This window comes from Pseudomonas sp. KH_050 (assembly GCF_057838875.1).
Window position 1 is genome coordinate 923792 of sequence record NZ_CM174478.1, and the last position, 23245, is coordinate 947036.

Below are 23245 nucleotides of genomic sequence, written 5' to 3' on the forward strand. Positions count from 1 at the left end.
GAAAATAAAATTGCTAGGTATGGACATGATCACGAAGGGACTTCGACCCTTTATTTGTGGGGGCTCCAGCTTATGTCCATAGACTGGAATGAAACCGGTGTGGCGCATGGCAGTATTCCCACTTCACGTACTCGACCCGCCATTTGCCCGGCGTGCAGATCCAGGTGCCCATGATCTTGCTGCCGTCTTCACTGGTGTAGGCGTTGAGGTTGACGGTGTGCGGGTCGCCTTCGAGCTTTTCCCATTTGCAGGCATCGAGCACGGGCAGAGGGTGGGTGTCGCGAAGAACGGTAATCGGTGCGGACATGATGACTCCGAGCGGTAGGGAGAACTGAAGTCGCACCCTATAGCGCCTGGCGAGGTGCCAGTTGTCTGTACTCGACATTCAGCTGTCCAGAAACGCAGCGGCCATTCTGTATCCACGCAACCGCTCGACGGATCAAATCAGGCGTTTGAACTGGCGGTTTTTTTCATTGAAATTTACGCTCGTTAAATGCCTGATTCTTGGCAGTATGTGCGAAAAAATCGAGTCTTCCCGAAGGCTTTTGCAAGAATATTCACAGGTATCACTCGTATCATTCACATCGGAACAGGCCGAGAGCTTTGCAATGGAAAACACAATGTCGTGGTGGGATATCAGCCCGCCCTTGAGTATCGCGACACCTACCTGGCCGGGTGATACACCTTTTCAGGAAGAGCGGGTCTGGACGTTCGGGCCCGATTGTCCGGTGAATGTCGGGCGCATCACCCTGTCGCCGCATACCGGTGCCCATGTCGATGCGCCGTTGCATTACAGCGCTGACGGTGCGGCGATTGGCGATGTGTCGCTGGATATCTATATCGGCCCTTGCCGCGTGCTGCATTGCCTGGACAGTGGCCAGCTGGTGCACCCCGAGCAGCTTGAAGGTCGTTTGCAAGACCTGCCCGAACGCGTGCTGCTGCGCACCTATCGCCAAGCGCCGTTGACCGTCTGGGATCCGCACTTCTCGGCAGTCGCCAAAGAAACCGTCGACCTGCTGGCGAGCCTTGGCGTGCGCTTGATCGGCATCGATACGCCGTCGTTGGACCCGCAACAATCCAAGACCATGGATTCGCACAATGCCGTGGCCCGCCACGGCATGGCCATCCTCGAAGGCATCGTGCTCGATGAGGTCCCGGAAGGCGACTACGAATTGATCGCGCTGCCGCTGCGTTTCGCCAACCTGGACGCCAGTCCGGTCAGGGCGATTTTGCGTCCACTGAATAAACCGCCACTTGAGGAGCCTGCTCAATGAGCCAATGTCCCTATTCACCTGCCAACCAGACAGAGGAATGGCATAACGCCGAGCTGAATTTTTCCGACTCTATGAGCTACGGCGATTACCTCGACCTGGGCCGTATTCTCAGTGCTCAGCACCCCTTGTCGCCGGACCATAACGAGATGCTGTTCATCATCCAGCACCAGACTTCGGAGCTGTGGATGAAGCTGATGCTGCACGAGCTCAAGGCCGCTCGCGAACACCTCAGGCTGGGAGAGTTGCCGCCCGCTTTCAAGATGCTGGCACGGGTCTCGCGGATTTTCGATCAGCTGGTGCATGCCTGGACAGTGCTGGCCACCATGACCCCCACCGAGTACCACGCGATACGGCCGTTTCTGGGGCAGTCCTCGGGTTTCCAGTCGTTCCAGTACCGCGAAATCGAATTTATCCTGGGCAACAAAAGCGCGACCCTGTTGCGTCCCCACGCCCACCGGCCGGAGCTATTGCAAGAACTTGAAAAGTCGATCGCCACCCCTTCGCTGTATGACGAAGCGATCCGCTTGATGGTCGATGCTGGCCTGACCATCGATCCGCAACGCTTCGAGCGCGACCCGAGCGGCCCTACGGTGCATGACGCCTCGGTAGAAGCGGCCTGGCGCGTGGTCTACACCGACCCTTCGCAATACTGGGACCTGTATCAATTGGCCGAGAAGCTCATCGACCTTGAGGATTCATTCCGGCAATGGCGCTTCCGCCATGTGACCACGGTAGAGCGAATCATCGGCTTCCAGCCGGGAACCGGCGGCACTGAAGGCGTCGGCTATCTGCGCAAGATGCTCGACACCGTGCTGTTCCCGGAATTGTGGCGGGTGCGTTCGACCCTCTGACCCGGATAAAAGAAAACGGTCCGGCATTCATCGAATGCCGGGCCGTTTTTATTTGGGCGGATGATCGCCGTTGGGTCACTTGCATATCCCTCTGCGACCGCTGGTCGACACTGTAGTTTCTGACAGTAGCCAGGAATGGCTTTTCAGCCTTAGCTGTCTTGAAGCACAAGGATGACCACAAGCCATGCTGGCTCAGACACCGACATTACACAGCCGCACCCCGACGCTGACTGCCACTGACCCGCGTGGCCTGACGGTGCGTTCGGTGGATTATTGCCGCATTGCGCAAGGTGGACCTGCCGAATCACGCGTCAATCGCACAGCCCATGACCCGACGGGGCGCGCCATCGCCCAGTGGGATCCGCGACTGTTCAGAGACGCTTCGGCCCCGGCCAACCTCGCCTCGGTGTATTCCCTTTCCGGCAAAGTGCTGAGCACGATCAGCGTCGATGCCGGGTGGCGCGTCAGCTTGTTGGGCGAAGCAGATCATCTGCTGCATCACTGGGATGGCCGGGGCAGTCAGCGGCGGATGGAGTACGACACGCTGCTGCGGCCGCAGGCGGTGTTCGAGCAGGCCCTTGATGAGGAGTTTTCCTGTACGGAGCGTTATCTGTACGGTACTGCTGATCCCGCAATCGCCGATCACAACCAGTGCGGGCAATTGATTCGACACGATGATCCGGCCGGCACGCAGCAGTATGAAATCTTTGGTTTGACCGGGGTGCTGCTGGAGCAGATTCAGCATTTTTTGCGCCTGCTGGGCTCGCCCGACTGGCCCGTGCCTTTGGAAGAGCGCAATCAGCTGCTGGAACCCGGCGAAGGCGCAACGACCCGCTCGCGCTTCAATCCGCTGGGCGATGTGCTCGAGCAGACCGATGCCAAAGGCAATCGACAGTTCTTCCGCCAGACCGTTGGCGGTCAGTTACGGGAGGCACACCTGCAACTGAACGCACAGGCTAACCGGCAAACCTTGGTCAGTGCCATCCAGTACAACGCCCACGGCCAGACTGAGCGGGAAACCGCGGGCAACGGTGTCATCACCACCCTTGAGTATCGTCCCGAAGACGGTCGCCTGATCCGGCTGCAGGCCAAGCGCGACAGTAAATCCCTGCAAGACTTGCGATATGACTATGACCCGGTCGGCAATGTGCTGAGCATCGAAGATGCGGCGCAACCGATCCGCTACTTCGCCAACCAGCGCATCGACCCGATCAGCCGCTATCTCTATGACAGCCTCTACCAGCTGATTCAGGCCACGGGCTGGGAGGCGGGCGGTCCGAATAAAGGCCCGCAATTTTCCGCTTTCGACGATCCCGCGGCGCGCGCCAATTACCGCCAGACCTACCGCTATGACGAGGGCGGCAATCTGTTGGAGCTGGCCCACGACGGCCCGCAACAGCATGGCCGGACCCTGACTGCCGCCAGGCACAGCAACCGCTGCCTGCCCGAACACAACGGCCGGCCACCGAGCGAAGCAGAGATCGCCGCAGCCTTTGACGCCAACGGCAATCTGCTGAACCTGCAACCGGGGCAGGCGCTGAGTTGGGGCCTGCGAAACCAGTTGAAGGAGGTGCGGCCGGTGGAGCGCGACTCCGGCCTCAATGACCGCGAATGGTATGTCTACGGCGCCGACGGAAGGCGCCGGCGCAAAGTCCGCTCGACCCAGACCAATGTACGCACGCTGATCGCTGAAGTTCGTTACTTGCCGGGTCTGGAAATCCGTACCCACAGCAGCAATGGCGAAGAGCTGCAGGTGATCGTCGTCCAGGCCGGCAGAAGTAGTGTGCGGGTGTTGCACTGGGAGACGGAGCCGCCCAAAGACAGTGCCAATAATCAGTTGAGATATAGCGTCGCGGATCATCTGGGCTCCTGCACCTTGGAACTCGACAACGCAGGCGAGGTGATCAGCCAGGAGCGCTATCACCCCTTTGGCAGTACCGCATGGTTTACCGGCAGAGGGGAAGTGGAGGCCAGCTATAAAACCGTGCGCTATTCAGGTAAGGAGCAGGATGCGACGGGACTTTATTATTATGGCTTCAGGTATTACATACCGTGGTTGCAGCGGTGGGCTTGTCCAGATCCGGCTCTAAATCTGGACGGCCTGAATATGTTTGCCTTTGTGGGTCATAACCCCATCAGGTATGTCGATAAACAAGGGATGATGAAGTATGAAGTGGCCAATTTGTTTCGCGGTGCCAAGATAGATGCGCCGCCCGCCATGAGGGAATTAGTTCAACACAACGTCGCTGCGCCACCGCACGGCATGACCGTGGACAGTGCTCTCCATGCAGGATTTGAGTTTGCCTACGACATGATATGGGCGACCAAAGGGCTGTTGGTGCTGGGTGCAGGCAATCAGATTCCGGATCTATTGAGTAGCCAGAACGGTTCAGAAAGTCATACCAGCCAAGTGCGGGATCTCAGCTTTATGGGAAGGTCCAGATACGAGCATGCATTGGCTGCGGGAGCGGGGCTTTGTAATGAATTTGCGGGGGTAACAGCGTACCTGGCTTCTTCTTCGAACAGGTGGCCTGGACTCCCGGTATCCATTGCTTCCTTTCCGGGGCATATGTTTTCACTGTTAGGCGATTCGCGAATCAGTGACCCTATCGTTATGGACAGTTGGGTGACCTTTCCGATACCTCATTTGTTTTCTCAAAGTCGCTATTCCGCGTATCCGGTGACTTCCGTTGATCACTCTCCGCGTATGCCGGGTGACCCCTTTTACGAGCTCGATACCGATGTGGTCGATCAGTTGCGGACCCAGCATTATGGGAACATCCAATCCCTGACTGGAAGTGATTGGATAACCGCTATCATTGAGATCGAATTGGCCCTGGGGAGAACGCAAAGCAACGAAGTTTGGTATCAACACACAGCAATGAATCATTCCCAGGATTTATTTGCGATCAGTGACAATCTGGATCATGTGAATTTTGCTGAAGTACCCGCTGATCAGGCGCCAGTGATAGAACAATCAGTTGTCTTGGCCCGGCACTTTGAAAACTCCTCGCCGCTGGCCAGGCTCTACAAGAGAATATGAACTGTGGTTCGGGTTGCTGAAAAATCAGACACCTCGGTCATACAAGTACAATCGAGGTGCCTGGTGACGGCCGCTGTGTGGCCAATCGCAGCCTGCGCTAGCGATTACAGGTTCTACATTACTGCATCACGCTCAGGGCCCGACTCCTGGCCACCCGCAGCCGATAAAAACCGTAAATAACCAATACCCAGACTGGCATGGCAAAGACCGAAGCCCGAACCCCCGGGATCATCAACAACACGCAGATGATCATCGCCATGAAGGCCAGGCACAGGTAGTTGCTGAAGGGAAACCAGAACGACTTGAAGCCCGGCACTATGCCTTGCTGGCCCATGATTTTGCGAAACTTCAGATGGGTCAGGCTGATCAGCGTCCAGTTGATCATCAGCGATGCAACCACCAGCGCGAACAGCAACTCAAGCGCATTCTGCGGGGCAACGTAGTTAACCACCACGCACAACATGGTGACCAACGCCGATATGCCCAACGCCCGCAACGGCACACCCTGTTTGTTCAGTTTCATCAGTGCCTTGGGCGCGTCGCCCTGTTCGGCCAGGCCATAGAGCATGCGGCTGTTGCAGTAGACGCCGCTGTTATAGACAGAGAGCGCCGCGGTGAGCACCACGAAGTTGAGGATGTGCGCTGCGGTATCGCTGCCGATCAGGGAGAAGATCTGCACGAACGGGCTGCCGCTGTAGGCGTCGCCGGAAGCGCCCAGGGTCTGCAGCAGCTGATCCCACGGATACAGCGACAGCAGCACGGTGAGTGCGCCGACGTAGAAGATCAGCACGCGATAAACCACCTGGTTGATCGCCTTGGGAATCACCTTCCTCGGTTCGCTGGCTTCGGCGGCGGTGATGCCGACCAGTTCCAGGCCGCCGAAGGAGAACATGATGAACGCCATCGCCATCAGCAGGCCGCTGCTGCCGTTGGGGAAGAAACCGCCGTGGCTCCACAGGTTGCTGACCGAGGCCTGCGGGCCGCCGGTGCCGCTGAACAGCATGTAGCAGCCCAGGACAATCATGCCGATGATTGCCACGACCTTGATGAGCGCGAACCAGAACTCCATCTCGCCGAAGACTTTGACGTTCATCATGTTGATCAGGTTGACCAGCACGAAGAACACCGCCGCACTGACCCAGGTGGGGACCTCCGGCCACCAGAACTGCACGTACTTGCCCACGGCCGTCAGTTCCGCCATGCCGACCAGTACATAGAGCACCCAGTAGTTCCAGCCGGACAGAAAGCCGGCATAACCGCTCCAGTATTTGTGGGCAAAGTGGCTGAAGGAGCCGGCCACCGGCTCTTCGACAATCATCTCGCCCAACTGACGCATGATCAGGAAGGCGATGAACCCGGCAATTGCATAGCCGAGGATCATCGACGGTCCGGCTGACTTGAGCACTCCGGCGGAGCCCAGGAACAGCCCGGTTCCAATGGCTCCGCCCAAGGCGATCAGCTGAATATGACGATTTTTCAACCCCCGCTTGAGTTCGCCCTGTTGCAAGATTTCATCCGCCATCTGGATCCCTTCTCGTTGTTATGGTCTGGCTTGGTTTGGTTGCGTAAGTTTATTCAATCCCGGCGCTTTTTTTCAGCGTTCAGACATTACTCTCGGTAAATTTCTCGTCATACAGGTGCACGCTGTCGAGTTCCTGGCTCTGTAGCCAGTTCTTGATCGACTCGACCATGGGCGGCGGCCCGCAGACGTACATGTCGACCGCCGCGTCGCGCAGTTCGCTGGCGTCGAAATGCTCGGCGATGTAGCCGCGTTTTCCGCTCCAGTCGGGCTCCGGCTCACTGACCACCGCGGTGTAGCGAAACCCCGGGATGCGTTCGGCATAGGCCTCGATGCGCGCGCTTTCGCACAGGTCGGCAGCATTCCGTACGCCGTAGTACAGGTGCACGGGTTGCTCGCAGCGGCGTTCGGCAATTTCATCAAGCATACCCAGCAACGCGGACAACCCGGTGCCACCGGCCACCAGGATCAGCGGCCGGGTGATGTGACGAAGATAGAACGCCCCCAGCGGCGCTTCCAGGCCGATTTCATCGCCCACCTGGCAGCGTTCGCGGATGTAATTGCTCATCACCCCGTCGGGCAATAGACGAATCAGGAACTGCACTTGATTGCTGGCGCCTGGCCGGTTGGCGAACGAGTAGGAGCGCTTGCTCCGGGTGCCCGGAATCAGCAGTCGGGCGTATTGCCCCGGGAGGAAATCCAGTGGCTGACCGGTTGTACCCAGATCCAGATGCAGGATCGCCGTGCTCGCCGAGACCTGACTGACTTCAGTGACTCTACCGCTCAGTTGTGCAGGGCCTGAGGCATTGCACAGGCTGGAGGCGAAGTCGAAATAAAACGCCGCATCGGATTTTACCCGGGTCTGGCAGGTGAGCATCTTGCGTTGTTGCAGGTCCTGGCTGGAGAGGGTCTCCTCATCCACATAGTCCTGGCTGTAGTCGCCCGATTCGCAGCGGCCCTGGCAGGTGCCGCAGACGCCCTCGCGGCAATCCAGGGGGATATTGATGCCGTTGCGCAGGGCGGCGTCGAGCAGTATTTCATTGGCCTGTACGGGAAAGAACAGCGTTTTGCCGTCGGCAAAGCTGAACGCGACCTTGTGATTCATGCCCCGGTCTCCATGGATTCAGAGGTGGTAGAAATCGAGCACCGAGTTGATGGTGTCGTTGAGCAGCAGCACATGCTTGCGGGTGATCTTCCAGCTGTCTGCGACCGGCTTGAGCTGGTAGGTGGCGCGGCCGTAGAACTGCTCGGAAGTGGCCAGGCGATAGAACAGGGTGTGCCAGTTCAGCCGCACTTCGAGGTCACCGCCCTCGAGTTCGCTGATGCGCAGGTTATTGACCAGGTGCAGCGTGCGCGGCATTGGCGTGGCCGAGGCGGCCTTGCCGGTGCGCAGGCGGAACACCCGGTCTTCCAGGCCAGAACGGTTCGGGTAATAGATCAGCGACATCTCGCGCTTGGGATCCTGGGTGTAGACGTGCTCCGAGTCCCATTGCGGCAGGTGGAGCTCGCTGTGCTCGTCGAACAACTGGATGTAGGCGTCCCAGTCCTGGGCGTCGCACAACTCGGATTTGCGATAGAAAAACTGTTCGATCCGGTACTGCAATTGCGCATTCATCTTCACACCTCACGCTGCTTCAGGGATTTCGCTTCCAGGCCATCGAGCAGGAATTTCTGCCAGTTGCTGTGCTGGTTGACGTAAAGCCCCTCGTGGGTGAATTCAGTGCCGGTCATCGCCGGCATGATGCCGATCGACTCGCTGTTCGGTGTCGCGCCGGTCGCCCATTGATGGCTGCCGCGGGAAATATCGCTCCAGCGCTCCAGCCGTGCCTGGAACCCGCGCTGGGCTTCACGGAATTCCACCAGGTCATCCGGGGTGCCGAGCCCGGACACGTTGAAGAAGTCTTCGAACTGACGAATCCGGTTTTCGCGGTCGGCGTCCGACTCGTCTTTGACCCCCAGGCACTGGCTGATGATTTCGGTCTTGTTCCAGGCCACCGGGCGAATGATGCGCAGCTGCGAGCTGATCTGATCGAGGAAAAACAGGCTGGGATAGATGTTCAGGTTGCGCAGGCGATGCATCATCCATTCGGCCTTTTGCTGGCCATGTTCTTCGATCAGCCGCGGCATGATCGTGGCATAGCCGGAGCGCACTGCAGGATTTGGCATGTCGCTGAACAGCAGGCTATGGCCATTATCGAAGGCGAACCAGCCGTCGTCGGTATTGGCGTCACCGGCACCGAGTTTGCTGTAGTCGAGGGTGGTGGCGCTGCTGGTGCCTTTCTCGCTGTTGACCTGCTGGCGGTGCTGCACGGTGGCCACGTAGTTATAGTGAACGGTGCTGACGTGATAGCCGTCGAGGCCGTTTTCGTTCTGCAGTTTCCAGTTGCCGTCGTAGGTGTAGGCCGACTTGCCGGGCAGTACTTCCAGCTCGCCGGTGGGCGACTGGGCCACCATCATGTCGAAGAACACCCGGGCATCTCCGAGGAAGTCTTCGAGGCTGTCAGCGCCGTGCACATCCAGGCTGATGAACACAAAACCCTGGTAACTCTCGATGCGCGCCTTCTTCAGGCCGCGAGTGGCCTTGTCAAAACCTTCCGGGTATTCGCCGGGAGCCTTGACCTTGACCAGGCGGCCATCGCTTTTGTAGCACCAGGCGTGGAACGGGCAGGTGAAGGTCGACTGGTTGCCCTTGCCGACCCGGGTCAAGGTCGTGCCGCGATGCTGGCAGGCATTGATCAAGGCGTTGAGCTGACCGTCGCCGTCACGGGTAATGATCATCGGCTGGCGCCCGGCACGCAGAGTGATGAAGTCGTGATTGTTGGCCAACTCGCTTTCATGGCAGGCGTAGATCCAGTTCTTCTCGAAGATCAGCTCCATCTCCAGATCGAACAACTGCGGTTCGGTAAAAATATCCCGGGCAATCCGGAATACGCCGTCTGCCGGACGAAAGTCCAGGCAGCCTTCAATAAACGCTTTCCACTGCTCGACGTTTTTTGCGCCATTCATGGGTGTGTACCTTTTTTATTCAGGCCAATCGGTGTGCTCATTAGAGAGAGTGGGGCGGGCAGGGGTCTATCCGGTTAATCGGCGAAGGCAGTCCATAAAGTTCGGTGGCGGGTCAGTCGAGCAATGGGGTGGCCCCAAAAGATCGCAGCCTGCGGCAGCTCCTACGGGATCGCGTGTTTCTGCCAATTCACGGGTGTACCCGGTCTTGGCGATCTCGCGGGCACCGGGTAACACCCTCGTGTACCGAACTGAGCAGCTACTACTCAACCCCGCACCAAACGATGAACGGCTGCCCCTGTTTGCCGCAATCAGGTACTGTTTTGCGGGGCGTCGATGGCCTGCCCCAGCTCCAAACCGGCCGCGTTATCCGCTTAGTCGATGATTGCTATCCACTGGGTTGGCACCGCCGGTTTGTGGCGTGGAACTTGCTCTTTTCAAGCCTGATGCGTGCCGTTAGAGCGCGCTAAAAAAATATTGCCGTGGGTGCGCCGTGATGAGTAGCAACGCTGATCCGCAGTTTCGCGACATTCGTATCGATCGCTATGACCTCGAGGGGGCACGGAACTGGATGTCCGGTATCTGCGGGCCGCACCGACTGCAAACCTCGACCCCCGAGCGGATCCGCTTTCATCACAGCGCCAATGTGTTCAAGTCCATGGCCACGACCCTGGGGACTATCGAATACGGTACCGATGTCACCGTCGATATCGAAGATGCCGAGCACTTCAGCAGCTATAGCCTGAGTCTGCCGCTGGTGGGTGAGCAGGAGTTGAGCAAGAACGGCACGTTGTTGAAGTCCAACCGCGATCAAGGGGTGATCATTGCCCCGAACGAGAGCCAGATGCTGGCGATTTCCGGCGACTGTCGCAAAGTCCAGGTGGTGATCACCCGCGCGGCCATGAGTGAGTCCCTGGAAGGCATGCTGCAACGACCGCTGGATGCGCCGCTGCGTTTTGAACCGGTGATGGATGCGGTCGACGGGGCGTCGGCCTCGTGGTGGCGCATGGCGCGTTATTTCATCGCCGAGCTTGCACACAGCAGCGAATTGTACGAGCAGGTGGCCTTCACCCGGGATATCGAAAGCTCCTTGATCAAAGGCTTGATTCTCGCCCAGCCGAACAACTACTCCGAAGAACTGAGGGACGTGTTGGGGGTGAAACTGCCGCATTATCTGGTCAGGGCCAAGCAGTACATTCACGACAATGCCCGGGAAGCGTTGCACCTGGAGGACATCGAAGCCGCGGCCGGGGTCTCGCGCTTCAAGCTGTTCGAGGCGTTCAAGAAGTACTTCGCCCTGTCGCCAATGGTCTACCTGAAAAAATACCGCTTGAACGCCGTGCGCCAGGACCTTCTTGAGCACGGCTCGGCGCGCAATATCTCCGAAATCGCCATGGGCTGGGGCTTCACCCACCTCGGTCGGTTTTCCGCCGAGTACCGCAAGCTGTTCGACGAGTCTCCGAGCGTGACCGTGCAGCGCAACGAGGCCCGGCGCATGCGTGGGCTGTGAAGAGCGCTAGAGCAATTCCTCGATCAACGAAAGGCAGTGATTGAGCCCTGGCGACTGGTCGGCGACGCGTCGACTGAGAATGATCGGCGAGGTGGCGGTGGCCTCGATCACCGGGGTGTAGCCGATATCGGCGCGGTGCAGCACCTGCACCGAGGCCGGCACCAGCGTGGTGCCCATGCCGGCCGCGACCAGGCCGATGGCGGTCTGCAACTCATTGGTCCATTGCGATACCTTGATACTCAGCCCGTGGGCATCGAAGAGCGCGATCACATGGTCGGCGTAGCTCGGTCTGGGGTTGCCCGGATAGAGCACAAAAGGCTCCTTGGCCAACTCGGCAAGGCTCGTCGGCCCGGCCAGCAGCGGGTGACCGGCAGGCAGCACGGCGACCAGCCGATCCTCGATCAGCACCCGTTGCTGGATTGCCGGATCGTCGATGCGGATGCGGCCGAAGCCGACATCGATCCTGCCGGCCTTGAGCGCCTGGACCTGTTGCAGGGTGGTCATTTCCGACAGACCCAGTTCCAGTTCCAGGGCGTCGTTATTGCGCAGCCGACGAATCAGCTCCGGCAATATGCCGTACAAGGTCGAAGGGGCAAAGCCGATGCCCAGCCAGGTCTTCTCGCCCAGCCCTATGCGGCGGGTGTTGTCGCAGACCTTGCCCAGTTGCTCGAGCAGGACGTTGGAATGTTCATAAAAAAACCGCCCGGCTTCGGTCAGTCGCAGCGGCCGGCCGCGCTCCAGCAACACCACGCCCAACTCGTCTTCCAGTTGCTGAATCTGTCGGCTGAGGGGGGGCTGGGCGATATGCAGGCGCTCGGCGGCGCGGGTGAAGTTGAGGGTCTCCCCCAGAACCTGGAAATAACGCAGATGGCGAAGCTCCATGGAGACTCCTCAACGACAATGGGGTGAATGTCTTGCATACCCTTGGGGTATGGACCGAGACCAATTCTATATTGGAACCTAAAAACAATGGCGATCAGAATCGGGGGAAACAAGCAAAGAACCTGACGGGTATCGACATGCACGCTAGCGCCATTGAATCGATCGAGACGATCATCGTCGATCTTCCGACCATCCGCCCGCACAAGCTGGCAATGCACACCATGCAGAACCAGACCCTGGTGATCATTCGTGTGCGGTGTGCCGACGGTATCGAAGGTATCGGTGAATCCACCACCATTGGCGGCCTGAGCTACGGCAACGAAAGCCCGGACAGCATCAAGACCAACATTGATAGCCACTTCGCACCGCTGCTGATCGGACAGGATGCCTGCAACATCAACGCCGCCATGCTGCGACTCGAGCGCAGCATTCGTGGCAATACCTTTGCCAAGTCCGGCATCGAAACCGCCTTGCTCGATGCCCAGGGCAAACGTCTTGGCCTGCCGGTCAGCGAGTTGCTTGGTGGGCGGGTTCGTGATGCCCTGCCGGTGGCCTGGACCCTGGCCAGCGGCAACACGGCAAAAGACATCGCTGAAGCCGAACAGATGCTCGACCTGCGCCGTCACCGGATCTTCAAGCTGAAGATCGGCGCTGGCGAAGTGAATCAGGACCTGGCGCATGTCATCGCCATCAAAAAGGCCCTGGGTGATCGCGCCAGCGTGCGGGTCGACGTCAACCAGGCCTGGGATGAAGCTGTCGCCTTGCGCGCCTGCCAGATCCTGGGCGACAACGGCATCGATCTGATCGAGCAGCCGATCTCGCGCAACAATCGTAGCGGGATGGCCCGGCTCAACCTGTCCAGCCCGGCGCCGATCATGGCCGACGAATCCATTGAATGTGTCGAGGACGCCTTCAACCTGGCCCGCGAAGGCGCGGCCTCGGTGTTTGCCCTGAAGATCGCCAAGAACGGCGGCCCGCGCGCGGTATTGCGTACCGCGGCGATTGCCGAAGCAGCCGGGATCGGCCTGTATGGCGGCACCATGCTCGAAGGCGGGATCGGCACGCTGGCCTCGGCCCATGCCTTCCTGACCCTGGCCAAGCTGGCCTGGGACACCGAACTGTTCGGCCCGCTGCTGCTGACCGAAGACATCCTCGCGACACCGCTGGTGTACCGCGATTTCCAACTGCACGTGTCGAACGAGCCGGGCCTGGGCCTGAGCATCGACGAGGAGCGCCTGGCGTTCTTCCGCCGCGACAAGTCTTCCCTGACCACTTCTCACGCCTGAGGACATACTGCCATGTTGTTCCACGTAAAAATGACTGTGAACCTGCCGGTCGACATGAATCCAGAGCGCGCCGCGCAGCTCAAGGCCGACGAAAAGGCCCTGGCCCAGCGTCTGCAGGAGCAAGGCAAATGGCGGCACCTGTGGCGGATCGCCGGTCTCTACGCCAACTACAGCGTATTTGACGTCGACAGCGTGCAGGAACTGCATGATCTGCTGATGCAACTGCCGCTCTATCCGTACATGGCCATCGAAGTGAATGCACTGTGCCGGCATCCTTCGTCGATTCGCGAAGACGATCGCTGAGCCCTGTGAGCGTTGTGCTCTAGCCTAATAAATACAAGATGAGGAATGAATCATGTCAGTCAGAATTTCCCACACTGCCAACGCCCAGAAGTTTCTCGAAGAAGCCAGTGGCAACCTCAACGACGGCGGCAACCCACGGACTAAAGCGCTGATCTACCGGATCCTGCGCGACTCGGTGAACATCATCGAAGACCTGGAGGTGACCCCGGAAGAGTTCTGGAAAGCGGTCAACTACCTCAATGAACTGGGCAAAAACCAGGAAGCCGGATTGCTGGTGGCAGGTCTGGGCCTCGAGCATTATCTGGACCTGCTGATGGATGCCGAGGACGAGCAGGCCGGCAAGTCCGGTGGTACGCCACGGACCATCGAAGGGCCGCTGTATGTAGCCGGCGCGCCGCTGTCGAAATACGAAGCGCGACTGGATGATGGTCTGGATCCGGGTGTGGTGTTGTTCATGCAAGGCCAGGTCCGCGACACCGACGGCAAACCGCTGGCCGGCGCTATTGTCGACGTATGGCAGGCCAACACCGGTGGCACTTACTCCTACTTCGATGGCTCGCAGTCGGAGTTCAACCTGCGTCGGCGTATCGAGACCGATGAGCAGGGGCGTTATCGCTTCCGCAGTATCGTGCCGTCCGGCTACGGTTGCCCGCCGACCGGACCGACCCAGCAACTGCTGGATCAGTTGGGCCGCCACGGCCAGCGCCCGGCGCATATCCACTTCTTCATCTCGGCACCGGGCCATCGTCACCTGACCACCCAGATCAACCTGTCAGGTGATCCGTACCTGCACGACGATTTCGCCTACGCAACCCGTGATGAGCTGATCGCTGATATCCGTTTCAGCGAGGACCAGGAAATGGCCCGCGAACTGGGCGTCGAAGGGCGTTTCGCGCAGATCGACTTCGACTTCACCTTGCAGCCTGCCGCTGCCCCGGTGGAACAGAAGCGTATGGAGCGTGTTCGCGCCCTGGAAGACTGACCACCCATCGGCGTAGGAGCTGCCGCAGGCTGCGATCTTTTGATCTTGCTGTTAGGCAATCGCCGAAATCGCCAAAAGATCGCAGCCTGCGGCAGCTCCTACGGGATTGGGTGTTTCTGTCAATCCGCGGGTGTACTCGGTCGGCGTAGGAGCTGCCGCAGGCTGCGATCTTGGCAGAGCCGCGAGATAACCGACCGTTTATCTCGCGGCATTACTTATTCTGCGCAACGGCTTAGAATCACGTCATAGAACAATAAGAGTGACCGGTTATGGAAAGTCTGCTGAGCGAGCGCAGTCTGGTGTTTGAGCGTGCCGACCCCTATGCGGTGTCCGGCTACGTCAATCAGCACGTCGGCGTGCATTGCATCCACCTGCCCAAGGCGTCCAACCCGCAGGCCAGCCTCAATCACCGAAAATTCGCCAGCCTCGACCTGTGCCGCATCAGCTATGGCGGCAGTGTTCATGTCACCTCACCGGCACTGGAAACCATCTACCACCTGCAAGTGCTGCTCAGGGGCAATTGCCTGTGGCGCGGGCATAAACAGGAACACTACCTGGCGCCTGGCGAACTGTTGCTGATCAACCCGGATGACCCGGTCGATCTGACCTATTCCGCCGATTGCGAAAAATTCATTCTGAAAATCCCTACCAACCTGTTGGAATCGGCCTGCCTGGAGCAGCGCTGGTTGTACCCGGAGCCCGGGGTGCGCTTTTCGCAGAATCGCTACAACCTCGGCGAGCTGGATGGATTCGTCAATTTGCTGGCCATGGTCTGCATGGAGGCCGAGGCGAGCGAACCGATGCTCAAGGTCCAGGAACATTACGCCCAGATCGTCGCCAGCAAGATGCTGAGCCTGATGAAGTCCAACATCCAGCGCAGCCACCTGAGTTCGCGGGACGCCACCTTCGAGCACATCGTCGACTATATCGAGCAGAACCTGAAACAGGACATCGGCAGTGAAGAGCTGGCCTTTCAGGCCCGCATGAGCCTGCGTTCGCTGTACTCGCTGTTCGAGCGCCACGCACGAACCACGCCGAACAACTACATCCGCCTGAAGAAGCTGGAACGGGTACGTGCCTGTCTCAGCGATGAGACGTGCAACGTGCGTAACGTCACGGAGCTGGCCATGGACTATGGCTTCCTGCACCTGGGACGGTTCTCGCAAAGCTATCGTCAGCAGTTCGGTGAATTGCCGTCGGATACCCTCAAGCGTCGTCACTGAATCTTCGCGCCACCCCTCTGGAAACCTCCCCCCGTCCCCCCCGTGCAGAAAACGGATAACGATCTGCACTCAGCGGATATTGCCGTTTGCGCCACCTCCCTAGCATGAGTCTTGCCTGAATAACAACAACGGAGGGCTGTGACCATGTCATTGCGACCTGAATACCTTCATTCACTGCTTGAAGAAGACCCGGATCAAGGCGTCTACCGCTGCAAGCGCGAGATGTTCACTGACCCGCGGTTGTTCGATCTGGAAATGGAGCACATCTTCGAAGGGAATTGGCTGTACTTGGCCCATGAGAGCCAGATCCCCAACAAGAACGACTTCTACACCACCACCATGGGCCGCCAGTCGATCTTTATCGCGCGGAACAAGGACGGTGTACTCAATGCCTTCCTCAACGCCTGCAGTCACCGCGGCGCGATGCTGTGCCGGCACAAGACCGGCAACAAGGCGTCCTATACCTGCCCGTTCCATGGCTGGACCTTCAACAACTCCGGCAAGCTGCTCAAGGTCAAGGATCCGTCCGAAGCGGGCTACCCGTCGAGCTTCAACTGCGAAGGCTCCCACGACCTGACCAAGGTCGCGCGGTTCGAGTCCTATCGCGGTTTTCTGTTCGGCAGCCTGAACGCCGACGTAGTGCCGCTGGTCGAGCATCTCGGTGAGTCGGCGAAGATCATCGACATGATCGTCGATCAATCCGCCGACGGCCTTGAAGTGCTGCGCGGTTCGTCCAGCTACATCTACGAAGGCAACTGGAAACTCACCGCCGAGAACGGTGCCGACGGTTATCACGTCAGTTCCGTGCACTGGAACTACGCGGCCACCCAGAGCCAGCGCAAACAGCGCGAGGCCGGCGACAGCAATCCGACCATGAGTGCCGGCAGCTGGGCCAAGCAGGGCGGTGGTTTCTATTCCTTCGAGAAGGGCCACATGCTGCTCTGGACCCGTTGGGCCAACCCGGAAGATCGTCCGCTGTACGAACGTCGCGATGAACTGGCCCAGGACTTCGGCAAGGCTCGCGCCGACTGGATGATCGAGAACTCTCGCAACCTCTGCCTGTACCCCAACGTGTACCTGATGGATCAGTTCAGCTCGCAGATCCGTATCGCCCGGCCGATCTCGGTCAACCAGACCGAAATCACCATCTACTGCATTGCGCCTAAAGGCGAGAGCGACGACGCCCGTTCCAAGCGCATTCGCCAGTACGAGGATTTCTTCAACGTCAGTGGCATGGCCACGCCCGATGACCTGGAAGAGTTCCGCTCCTGCCAGGTCGGTTATCAGGGCAGCGGTGGCTGGAACGACATGTCGCGCGGCGCCATGCATTGGGTCGAAGGGGCCGATGCGGCAGCACAGGAAATCGATCTGCACCCGCTGCTCAGCGGCGTGCGCACCGAAGACGAAGGTCTGTTCGTGCTGCAACACAAGTACTGGCAGGAGACCATGCTCAAGGCGCTCGCGGCCGAGCAGTCGAAAACCATTCCCGTGGAGGCCGTGTGATGAGCATTTCTCACGATGCGGTGCGCGACTTTCTCTACCGCGAAGCGCGCTACCTGGACGACAAGGACTGGGACAACTGGCTGGAGCTGTACGCCGCCGATGCGAGTTTCTGGATGCCGTCCTGGGACGACAACGACGAGCTGACCGAAGACCCGCAGCGGGAAATTTCGCTGATCTGGTACGGCAATCGCACGGGTCTCGAGGACCGGATCTTCCGGATCAAGACCGAGCGCTCCAGCGCCAGCGTGCCGGACACCCGGACCTCGCACAACATCAGCAATATCGAGCTGCTGGAAGTTGCCGATGGCCAGTGCAAGCTGCGCTTCAACTGGCACACCCTGAGCTTTCGCTACAAGACTGTGGACAGCTATTTCGGGAGCAGTTTCTACACCCTCGACGTGCGTGGCGAGACCCCACTGATCAAGGCCAAGAAAGTCATCCTGAAGAACGATTACGTCCGTCAGGTTATCGACATCTACCATCTGTGAGGTCGTCGTCATGAGCCATCAAATTGCATTGAATTTCGAAGACGGGGTGACCCGCTTCATCGCCGCAGATGTCGGCGAAACCGTTGCCGACGCGGCCTATCGCCAAGGCATCAACATTCCGCTGGACTGCCGCGACGGCGCCTGCGGGACCTGCAAGTGCTTCGCCGAAGCCGGTCGTTATGATCTGGGCGATGAGTACATCGAAGACGCCCTCAGCGAGGATGAAGCCGCACAGGGTTACGTGTTGACCTGCCAGATGCGCGCGCAAAGCGACTGCGTGGTGCGAGTACCGGTGTCTTCGGACGTCTGTCGCACCCAGCAGAGCAGCTACAACGCGGCCATCAGCCAGATCCGCCAGCTCTCCGACAGCACCCTTTCGCTGTCGATCAAGGGCGAGGCCCTGAGCAAACTGGCATTCTTGCCCGGGCAATACGTCAACCTGCAAGTGCCCGGCAGCGAACAGACCCGCGCCTATTCCTTCAGCTCGTTGCAGCGCGATGGTGAGGTCAGCTTCCTGATCCGCAATGTGCCAGGTGGGCTGATGAGCAGCTTCCTGACAGGCTTGGCCAAGGCTGGCGACTCGATCAACCTTGCCGGACCGCTGGGCTCCTTCTACCTGCGGGAAATCCGTCGGCCGTTGTTGCTGCTGGCCGGTGGCACTGGCCTGGCGCCCTTCACCGCGATGCTCGAACGCATTGCCGAACAGGGCAGCGACTATCCGTTGCACCTGATCTACGGCGTGACCAACGACCACGACCTGGTGGAGCTTGAGCGTTTGCAAGCCTTCGCGGCGAACATTCCAAACTTCAGCTTCAGCGCCTGCGTGGCCAATCCGGACAGCGGACATCCGCTCAAGGGCTACGTCACTCAACATATCGAACCGGGGCATCTCAACGCCGGTGATGTCGACGTCTACCTCTGCGGGCCTCCGCCGATGGTCGATGGGGTCAGCCGTTACCTGGCCGAACAGGGCATTGCGCCAGCGAACTTCTACTACGAGAAATTCGCCGCCAGCGCGGCCTGAATTCAATCCCATGGTTGAGGAGATGACATGAGCATTTCACGTTTCACCGGCAAGGTTGCATTGATCACCGGCGCCGCCCAGGGCATTGGTCGGCGGGTTGCCGAACGCATGGCGGCCGAAGGCGCGCGACTGGTGGTGGTCGATCGTTCGGAGCTGGTGTTCGAATTGCGCGATGAGTTGGCTGCCGGCAGCGAAGTGCTGGCGCTGACCGCCGACCTTGAGCAGTACGGCGAGTGCGGCCGGGTAATGGCCGAGGCTATCGCGCGCTTCGGCCGCCTGGATATTCTGGTCAACAACGTCGGCGGGACGATCTGGGCCAAGCCGTTCGAACATTACACACCCGACGAGATCATGAGCGAGGTGCAGCGTTCGCTGTTCCCGACACTCTGGTGCTGCCATGCCGCATTGCCCTACATGCTGGAGCAGGGCAGTGGAGCGATCGTCAACGTTTCGTCGATTGCCACCCGCAGCATCAACCGCGTGCCCTATGGTGCGGCCAAGGGTGGGGTGAATGCGCTGACGGCGTGCCTGGCATTCGAAACTGCCGAGCGCGGAATCCGGGTCAATGCCACCGCCCCCGGCGGCACCGAGGCACCACCCCGGCGCATCCCGCGCAACAGCGCCGAGCAGACGCCCCAGGAGAAAATCTGGTATCAGCAGATCGTCGACCAGACCTGCGACAGCAGCCTGATGAAGCGTTACGGCACGATCGATGAACAAGCCGCGGCGATACTGTTCCTGGCCTCCGACGAAGCGTCCTACATCACCGGCATGACCCTGCCGGTGGGTGGCGGTGATCAGGGCTGATCACCTGTTGCTCAAAAGATCGCAGCCTTCGGCAGCTCCAACGCCGACCGTGTTGACCTACGGCCTCGGGGGTGTATGCAAATCCCCTGTAGGAGCTGCAGCAGGCTGCGATCTTGGCGATCTCCCTTCTGGCGCTGCCCTCACTTGCGCACCACCAAATCAAGCAACGCCTCCTTCTCCTTGATTTTCTGCAGGACGATTTCCGAGCGGATATCGGTCACCCCCGCCGTGCGATTCAGCTGGTTGACGATAAAATCCGAGAAATGTTTGAGGTTGCGCGCCTGGACCCGCAGCACATAGTTGCTCGCGCCGGTAATCACGTAGGCGGTGACCACCTCCGGCCACAACTGGACCTTCTTGATGAAGGTCTCGTGCCAGTCCTCGACGTCCTGTCGCAATGACACATGGACAATGGCTTCGAGCTCGATTCCGAGCTTTTCGGCGTTCAGCACCGCGCGATAACCGGTGATGATTCCCTCACTTTCCAGCAGGCGCAAACGGCGTAAACAGGCCGACGGCGACAGGGCGACTTTCTCCGCCAATTCCTGATTGCTGATACGGCCATCCTGTTGCAGGTGATGCAGGATCCGCAGGTCTGTCGAGTCGAGAGTCATGGTTTGAATAAATCCGCGATTTTTGTAGTTTGATTCGAATTTTATTCGAGATAACTACTATATGGCCGCTCACTTTGCACGAAAATTCTGCATTACTTCGTTCATTATCTTCCCGTCGTGCAGCCGCGGATAATCCCTGAAACGCGGTTCTCGGACCCCTGCTCGAGCCGACTATCGCGATCTGCCCGGACGGCATGTCATTCAACAAACAGGACACTCAATGACTACAAGAAACGATTGCCTGGCGCTTGATGCACAGGACTCGCTGGCGCCCCTGCGTCAGCAGTTTGCACTCCCCGAAGGAGTGATTTATCTCGACGGCAACTCCCTCGGTGCGCGCCCGGTTGCAGCGCTGGCACGGGCTCAGGCAGTGATCGCCGAGGAATGGGGCAGTGGCCTGATCCGCAGTTGGAACAGCGCGGGCTGGCGCGACCTGCCGGAGCGTCTGGGCAATCGCTTGGCGGGGCTGATTGGTGCGCGTGAGGGTGAAGTGGTGGTGACCGACACCACCTCGATCAACCTGTTCAAGGTGCTCAGTGCCGCCCTGCGGGTGCAGTCCGCACGGGCGCCGACCCGGCGGGTGATCGTCACCGAGACCAGCAACTTCCCGACCGATCTGTACATCGCCGAAGGTCTGGCGGACATGCTGCAACAGGGCTACTCCTTGCGTCTGGTCGACAGCCCCGAAGAGCTGCCGCAAGCGATTGACCAGGACACCGCGGTGGTCATGCTCACCCACGTCAACTACAAAACCGGCTACATGCACGACATGCAGTCCCTGACCGCGCTGACCCACGAGTGCGGCGCGCTGGCCATCTGGGACCTGGCGCACTCCGCCGGCGCGGTGCCGGTCGATCTGCATCAGGCCGGCGCCGACTACGCCATCGGCTGCACCTACAAATACCTCAATGGCGGTCCTGGCTCGCAAGCTTTCGTCTGGGTTTCACCCGAACTGTGCGATCTGGTGGCACAACCGCTGTCCGGCTGGTTCGGCCATTCGCGTCAATTCGCCATGGAGTCGCGTTACGAGCCGAGCAGCGGCATCGCTCGCTATTTGTGCGGAACTCAGCCGATCACCTCCCTGGCCATGGTCGAGTGCGGTCTGGATGTGTTCGCCCAGACCGACATGGCCAGTCTTCGCAGCAAATCCCTGGCCCTGACGGACCTGTTCATCCAGCTGGTCGAGCAGCGCTGCGCCGCTCACGAGCTGACCCTGATCACCCCGCGCGAACATGCCAAACGTGGCAGCCATGTCAGCTTCGAACATCCCGAAGGCTATGCGGTGATCCAGGCCTTGATCGCCCGTGGCGTCATCGGTGATTACCGCGAACCGCGGATCATGCGTTTCGGCTTCACCCCGCTGTACACCCGCTTCACCGAAGTCTGGGATGCGGTGCAGATCCTCGGCGAGATTCTCGACCGGAAAACCTGGTCGCAGGAGCAGTTCCAGATCCGTCACAGCGTGACTTGAGCGATCTGCCGCAAATCCAATCACAATAATAAGGGGGCACCCAGAGTGACCACGACCGACACCGGTTTCGAAAGCATCTCCAAGCGTGAACAGGGCCTGCGGCGCCAGCTCACCTCGGGGCAAATGAGCATGATCGCCATTGGCGGGGCGATTGGCACCGGGCTGTTCATGGGCAGTGCCTACGCCATTGGGTATGCCGGGCCGAGCGTGCTGCTCAGCTATGCCATTGGCGCGATCATCACCTTGCTATTGATGGGCTGCCTGGCGGAAATGACCGTGGCCCATTCGACCTCGGGCTCGTTCGGCGCCTATGCCGAATTCTACGTCAGCCCGCTGGCCGGGTTCCTGGTGCGCTACGCCTATTGGGCGGCGATCGTGCTGGCGGTGGGCACGGAAGTGACGGCGGTGGCGATGTACATGAAGTACTGGTTTGCCAATGTCCCTTCGTTCCTCTGGATCGTCTCCTTTTCCAGCATCCTGATCCTGCTCAACGCCATCAGCGTGAAAACCTTCGGCACCTTCGAGTACTGGTTCTCGACCATCAAGATCGGTGCGATTGTCGGTTTCATCATCCTTGCGGTGTATGTGGTGTACGGTTCCGGCAACCCGGACTACGGCGTGCACAACTACACGGCCCATGGCGGTTTCTTTCCCAATGGTCTGCAAGGGATGTGGATCGCGGTGATCGTGTCGATCTTCAGCTACCTGAGCGTGGAGATGATCGCGGTCGCCGCCGGTGAAGCGCAGGACCCGGAGCGTGCGGTGAAGAAGGCTTTTCGCGCAACCATCGTGCGGCTGGTGGTGTTCTACCTGCTGACCCTGGCGCTGATGCTCGCTATTGTGCCGTGGGTCCAGGCTGGTCATGCCCAGAGCCCGTTCGTCACCGTCATGCAGACCATCGGCATTCCCGGTGCAACCGGGGTGATGAACTTCGTGATTTTGATCGCGGCGTTGTCGGCGATGAACAGTCAGCTGTACATCACCACCCGCATGATGTTCAGCCTGTCCCGTGGCGGTTATGCACCCAAATCCATGGGCGTGTTGAGCAAGACCGGGATCCCGCTCAATGCCTTGTTGCTGTCGAGCTCAGGCATTGCCTTGGCCACCTTGCTCAACGTGCTGTACCCGCAAAGCTCCTTCACCTTGATGATGGCGATCTCGATGTTCGGGGCGATCTTCACCTGGTTCATGATCTTCCTGACCCACTACTGCTTCCGGCGTTACCGCGAGCGCCACGGCGAGCGGAAACTGTCCTTCCGCATGCGCCTGTTCCCCTACAGCACCTTGTTGGGGCTGGTGCTGATGGGCGCGGTGATGATCACCACCTACTTCACCGAAGCCTTCAAAATGACCCTGGTATTCGGTGTGCCTTTCCTGCTGGTCCTCACGCTGGTCTACGGGGTTTTCTTTAGAAAACCCAAGGCCGCCGCAGCCTTGAATCCACTGCCAAAGGTTTAGCGCA

The 23245-nt window shown here is 59.4% G+C and carries 20 protein-coding genes and 1 pseudogene; 14 read left to right on the forward strand and 7 right to left on the reverse strand.

All coding sequences use genetic code 11. The features are described 5' to 3' along the window. Positions 1-106: 106 nt before the first annotated feature. Positions 107-307 (reverse strand): annotated as a pseudogene (locus AC3IUA_RS04290) (cupin domain-containing protein); the annotation flags it as partial. A 301-nt stretch (positions 308-608) separates the two neighbouring features. On the opposite strand from AC3IUA_RS04290, the gene kynB reads away from it, so the two are divergent. The 3 genes from kynB (at position 609) to AC3IUA_RS04305 (ending at position 5168) form a co-directional block, all read left to right on the forward strand. Then, the gene (gene kynB / locus AC3IUA_RS04295; RefSeq protein WP_489359273.1) at positions 609-1274 is read left to right on the forward strand and encodes an arylformamidase; all 666 of its coding nucleotides are present in this window, start codon (positions 609-611) and stop codon (positions 1272-1274) included. Then, entirely contained in the window at positions 1271-2125 is an 855-nt protein-coding gene (gene kynA, locus AC3IUA_RS04300) for a tryptophan 2,3-dioxygenase (RefSeq protein ID WP_489359274.1), read from the forward strand. The genes kynB and kynA overlap by 4 nt, the downstream gene beginning before the upstream one ends. A 184-nt stretch (positions 2126-2309) precedes the next feature. Further along, entirely contained in the window at positions 2310-5168 is a 2859-nt protein-coding gene (locus AC3IUA_RS04305) for an RHS repeat domain-containing protein (protein WP_489359276.1), read from the forward strand. Positions 5169-5286: 118 nt separating this feature from the next. On the opposite strand, the gene AC3IUA_RS04310 is transcribed toward AC3IUA_RS04305, so the two are convergent. The 4 genes from AC3IUA_RS04310 to antA all read right to left on the reverse strand — a co-directional run bounded on the left by AC3IUA_RS04310 (position 5287) and on the right by antA (position 9693). Next, entirely contained in the window at positions 5287-6690 is a 1404-nt protein-coding gene (locus AC3IUA_RS04310; protein WP_489359277.1) for an amino acid permease, read from the reverse strand. 79 nt (positions 6691-6769) lie between these two features. Beyond that, the gene (gene antC, locus AC3IUA_RS04315) at positions 6770-7792 is read right to left on the reverse strand and encodes an anthranilate 1,2-dioxygenase electron transfer component AntC (protein ID WP_489359278.1); all 1023 of its coding nucleotides are present in this window, start codon (positions 7790-7792) and stop codon (positions 6770-6772) included. An 18-nt stretch (positions 7793-7810) separates the two neighbouring features. After that, positions 7811-8302: an anthranilate 1,2-dioxygenase small subunit gene (antB, locus tag AC3IUA_RS04320; protein ID WP_489359279.1), complete on the reverse strand. Its 492-nt coding sequence runs from the start codon at positions 8300-8302 to the stop codon at positions 7811-7813. A 2-nt stretch (positions 8303-8304) separates the two neighbouring features. Next, complete coding sequence (gene antA, locus AC3IUA_RS04325; RefSeq protein WP_489359281.1) at positions 8305-9693, reverse strand: anthranilate 1,2-dioxygenase large subunit; 1389 nt, start codon at positions 9691-9693, stop codon at positions 8305-8307. A gap of 493 nt (positions 9694-10186) precedes the next feature. On the opposite strand from antA, the gene AC3IUA_RS04330 reads away from it, so the two are divergent. Then, a complete protein-coding gene (locus AC3IUA_RS04330; RefSeq protein ID WP_489359282.1) occupies positions 10187-11200 on the forward strand; it encodes an AraC family transcriptional regulator in 1014 nt (337 codons plus the stop codon). A gap of 6 nt (positions 11201-11206) precedes the next feature. Here the strand turns inward: AC3IUA_RS04330 and AC3IUA_RS04335 are convergent, their stop codons facing one another. Beyond that, the gene (locus tag AC3IUA_RS04335; protein WP_489359283.1) at positions 11207-12082 is read right to left on the reverse strand and encodes a LysR family transcriptional regulator; all 876 of its coding nucleotides are present in this window, start codon (positions 12080-12082) and stop codon (positions 11207-11209) included. Between the two features lie 137 nt (positions 12083-12219). On the opposite strand from AC3IUA_RS04335, the gene AC3IUA_RS04340 reads away from it, so the two are divergent. From AC3IUA_RS04340 to AC3IUA_RS04375, 8 genes are all read left to right on the forward strand, one after another. After that, positions 12220-13368, forward strand: a complete 1149-nt coding sequence (locus AC3IUA_RS04340; protein ID WP_489359285.1) for a muconate cycloisomerase family protein — start codon at positions 12220-12222, stop codon at positions 13366-13368. A gap of 12 nt (positions 13369-13380) precedes the next feature. Beyond that, positions 13381-13671, forward strand: coding sequence for a muconolactone Delta-isomerase (gene catC, locus AC3IUA_RS04345; RefSeq protein WP_007936026.1), 291 nt, complete (start codon positions 13381-13383; stop codon positions 13669-13671). Positions 13672-13723: 52 nt separating this feature from the next. Further along, positions 13724-14653, forward strand: a complete 930-nt coding sequence (gene catA, locus AC3IUA_RS04350; RefSeq protein WP_489359286.1) for a catechol 1,2-dioxygenase — start codon at positions 13724-13726, stop codon at positions 14651-14653. Positions 14654-14922: 269 nt separating this feature from the next. Next, positions 14923-15876: an AraC family transcriptional regulator gene (locus AC3IUA_RS04355; protein ID WP_489359287.1), complete on the forward strand. Its 954-nt coding sequence runs from the start codon at positions 14923-14925 to the stop codon at positions 15874-15876. Positions 15877-16020: 144 nt separating this feature from the next. Then, positions 16021-17379, forward strand: coding sequence for a benzoate 1,2-dioxygenase large subunit (gene benA, locus AC3IUA_RS04360; protein ID WP_489359288.1), 1359 nt, complete (start codon positions 16021-16023; stop codon positions 17377-17379). Beyond that, positions 17379-17867, forward strand: coding sequence for a benzoate 1,2-dioxygenase small subunit (gene benB, locus AC3IUA_RS04365; protein ID WP_489359289.1), 489 nt, complete (start codon positions 17379-17381; stop codon positions 17865-17867). Before benA ends, benB begins: the two co-directional genes overlap by 1 nt. 10 nt (positions 17868-17877) lie before the next feature. Beyond that, positions 17878-18891, forward strand: coding sequence for a benzoate 1,2-dioxygenase electron transfer component BenC (gene benC, locus AC3IUA_RS04370; protein ID WP_489359290.1), 1014 nt, complete (start codon positions 17878-17880; stop codon positions 18889-18891). Between the two features lie 27 nt (positions 18892-18918). Then, entirely contained in the window at positions 18919-19698 is a 780-nt protein-coding gene (locus AC3IUA_RS04375) for a 1,6-dihydroxycyclohexa-2,4-diene-1-carboxylate dehydrogenase (RefSeq protein WP_489359291.1), read from the forward strand. Positions 19699-19838: 140 nt separating this feature from the next. On the opposite strand, the gene AC3IUA_RS04380 is transcribed toward AC3IUA_RS04375, so the two are convergent. Further along, the gene (locus AC3IUA_RS04380; protein WP_150642429.1) at positions 19839-20312 is read right to left on the reverse strand and encodes an Lrp/AsnC family transcriptional regulator; all 474 of its coding nucleotides are present in this window, start codon (positions 20310-20312) and stop codon (positions 19839-19841) included. A gap of 220 nt (positions 20313-20532) precedes the next feature. Between AC3IUA_RS04380 and kynU the strand changes: the two genes are divergently transcribed. Both kynU and AC3IUA_RS04390 read left to right on the forward strand, forming a co-directional pair. Continuing rightward, positions 20533-21783 carry a kynureninase gene (gene kynU / locus AC3IUA_RS04385; RefSeq protein WP_489359293.1) on the forward strand — a complete coding sequence of 417 codons (1251 nt, stop codon included), beginning with the start codon at positions 20533-20535 and terminating at the stop codon, positions 21781-21783. Between the two features lie 45 nt (positions 21784-21828). Continuing rightward, a complete protein-coding gene (locus AC3IUA_RS04390; RefSeq protein WP_489359294.1) occupies positions 21829-23241 on the forward strand; it encodes an amino acid permease in 1413 nt (470 codons plus the stop codon). Positions 23242-23245: the final 4 nt, after the last annotated feature.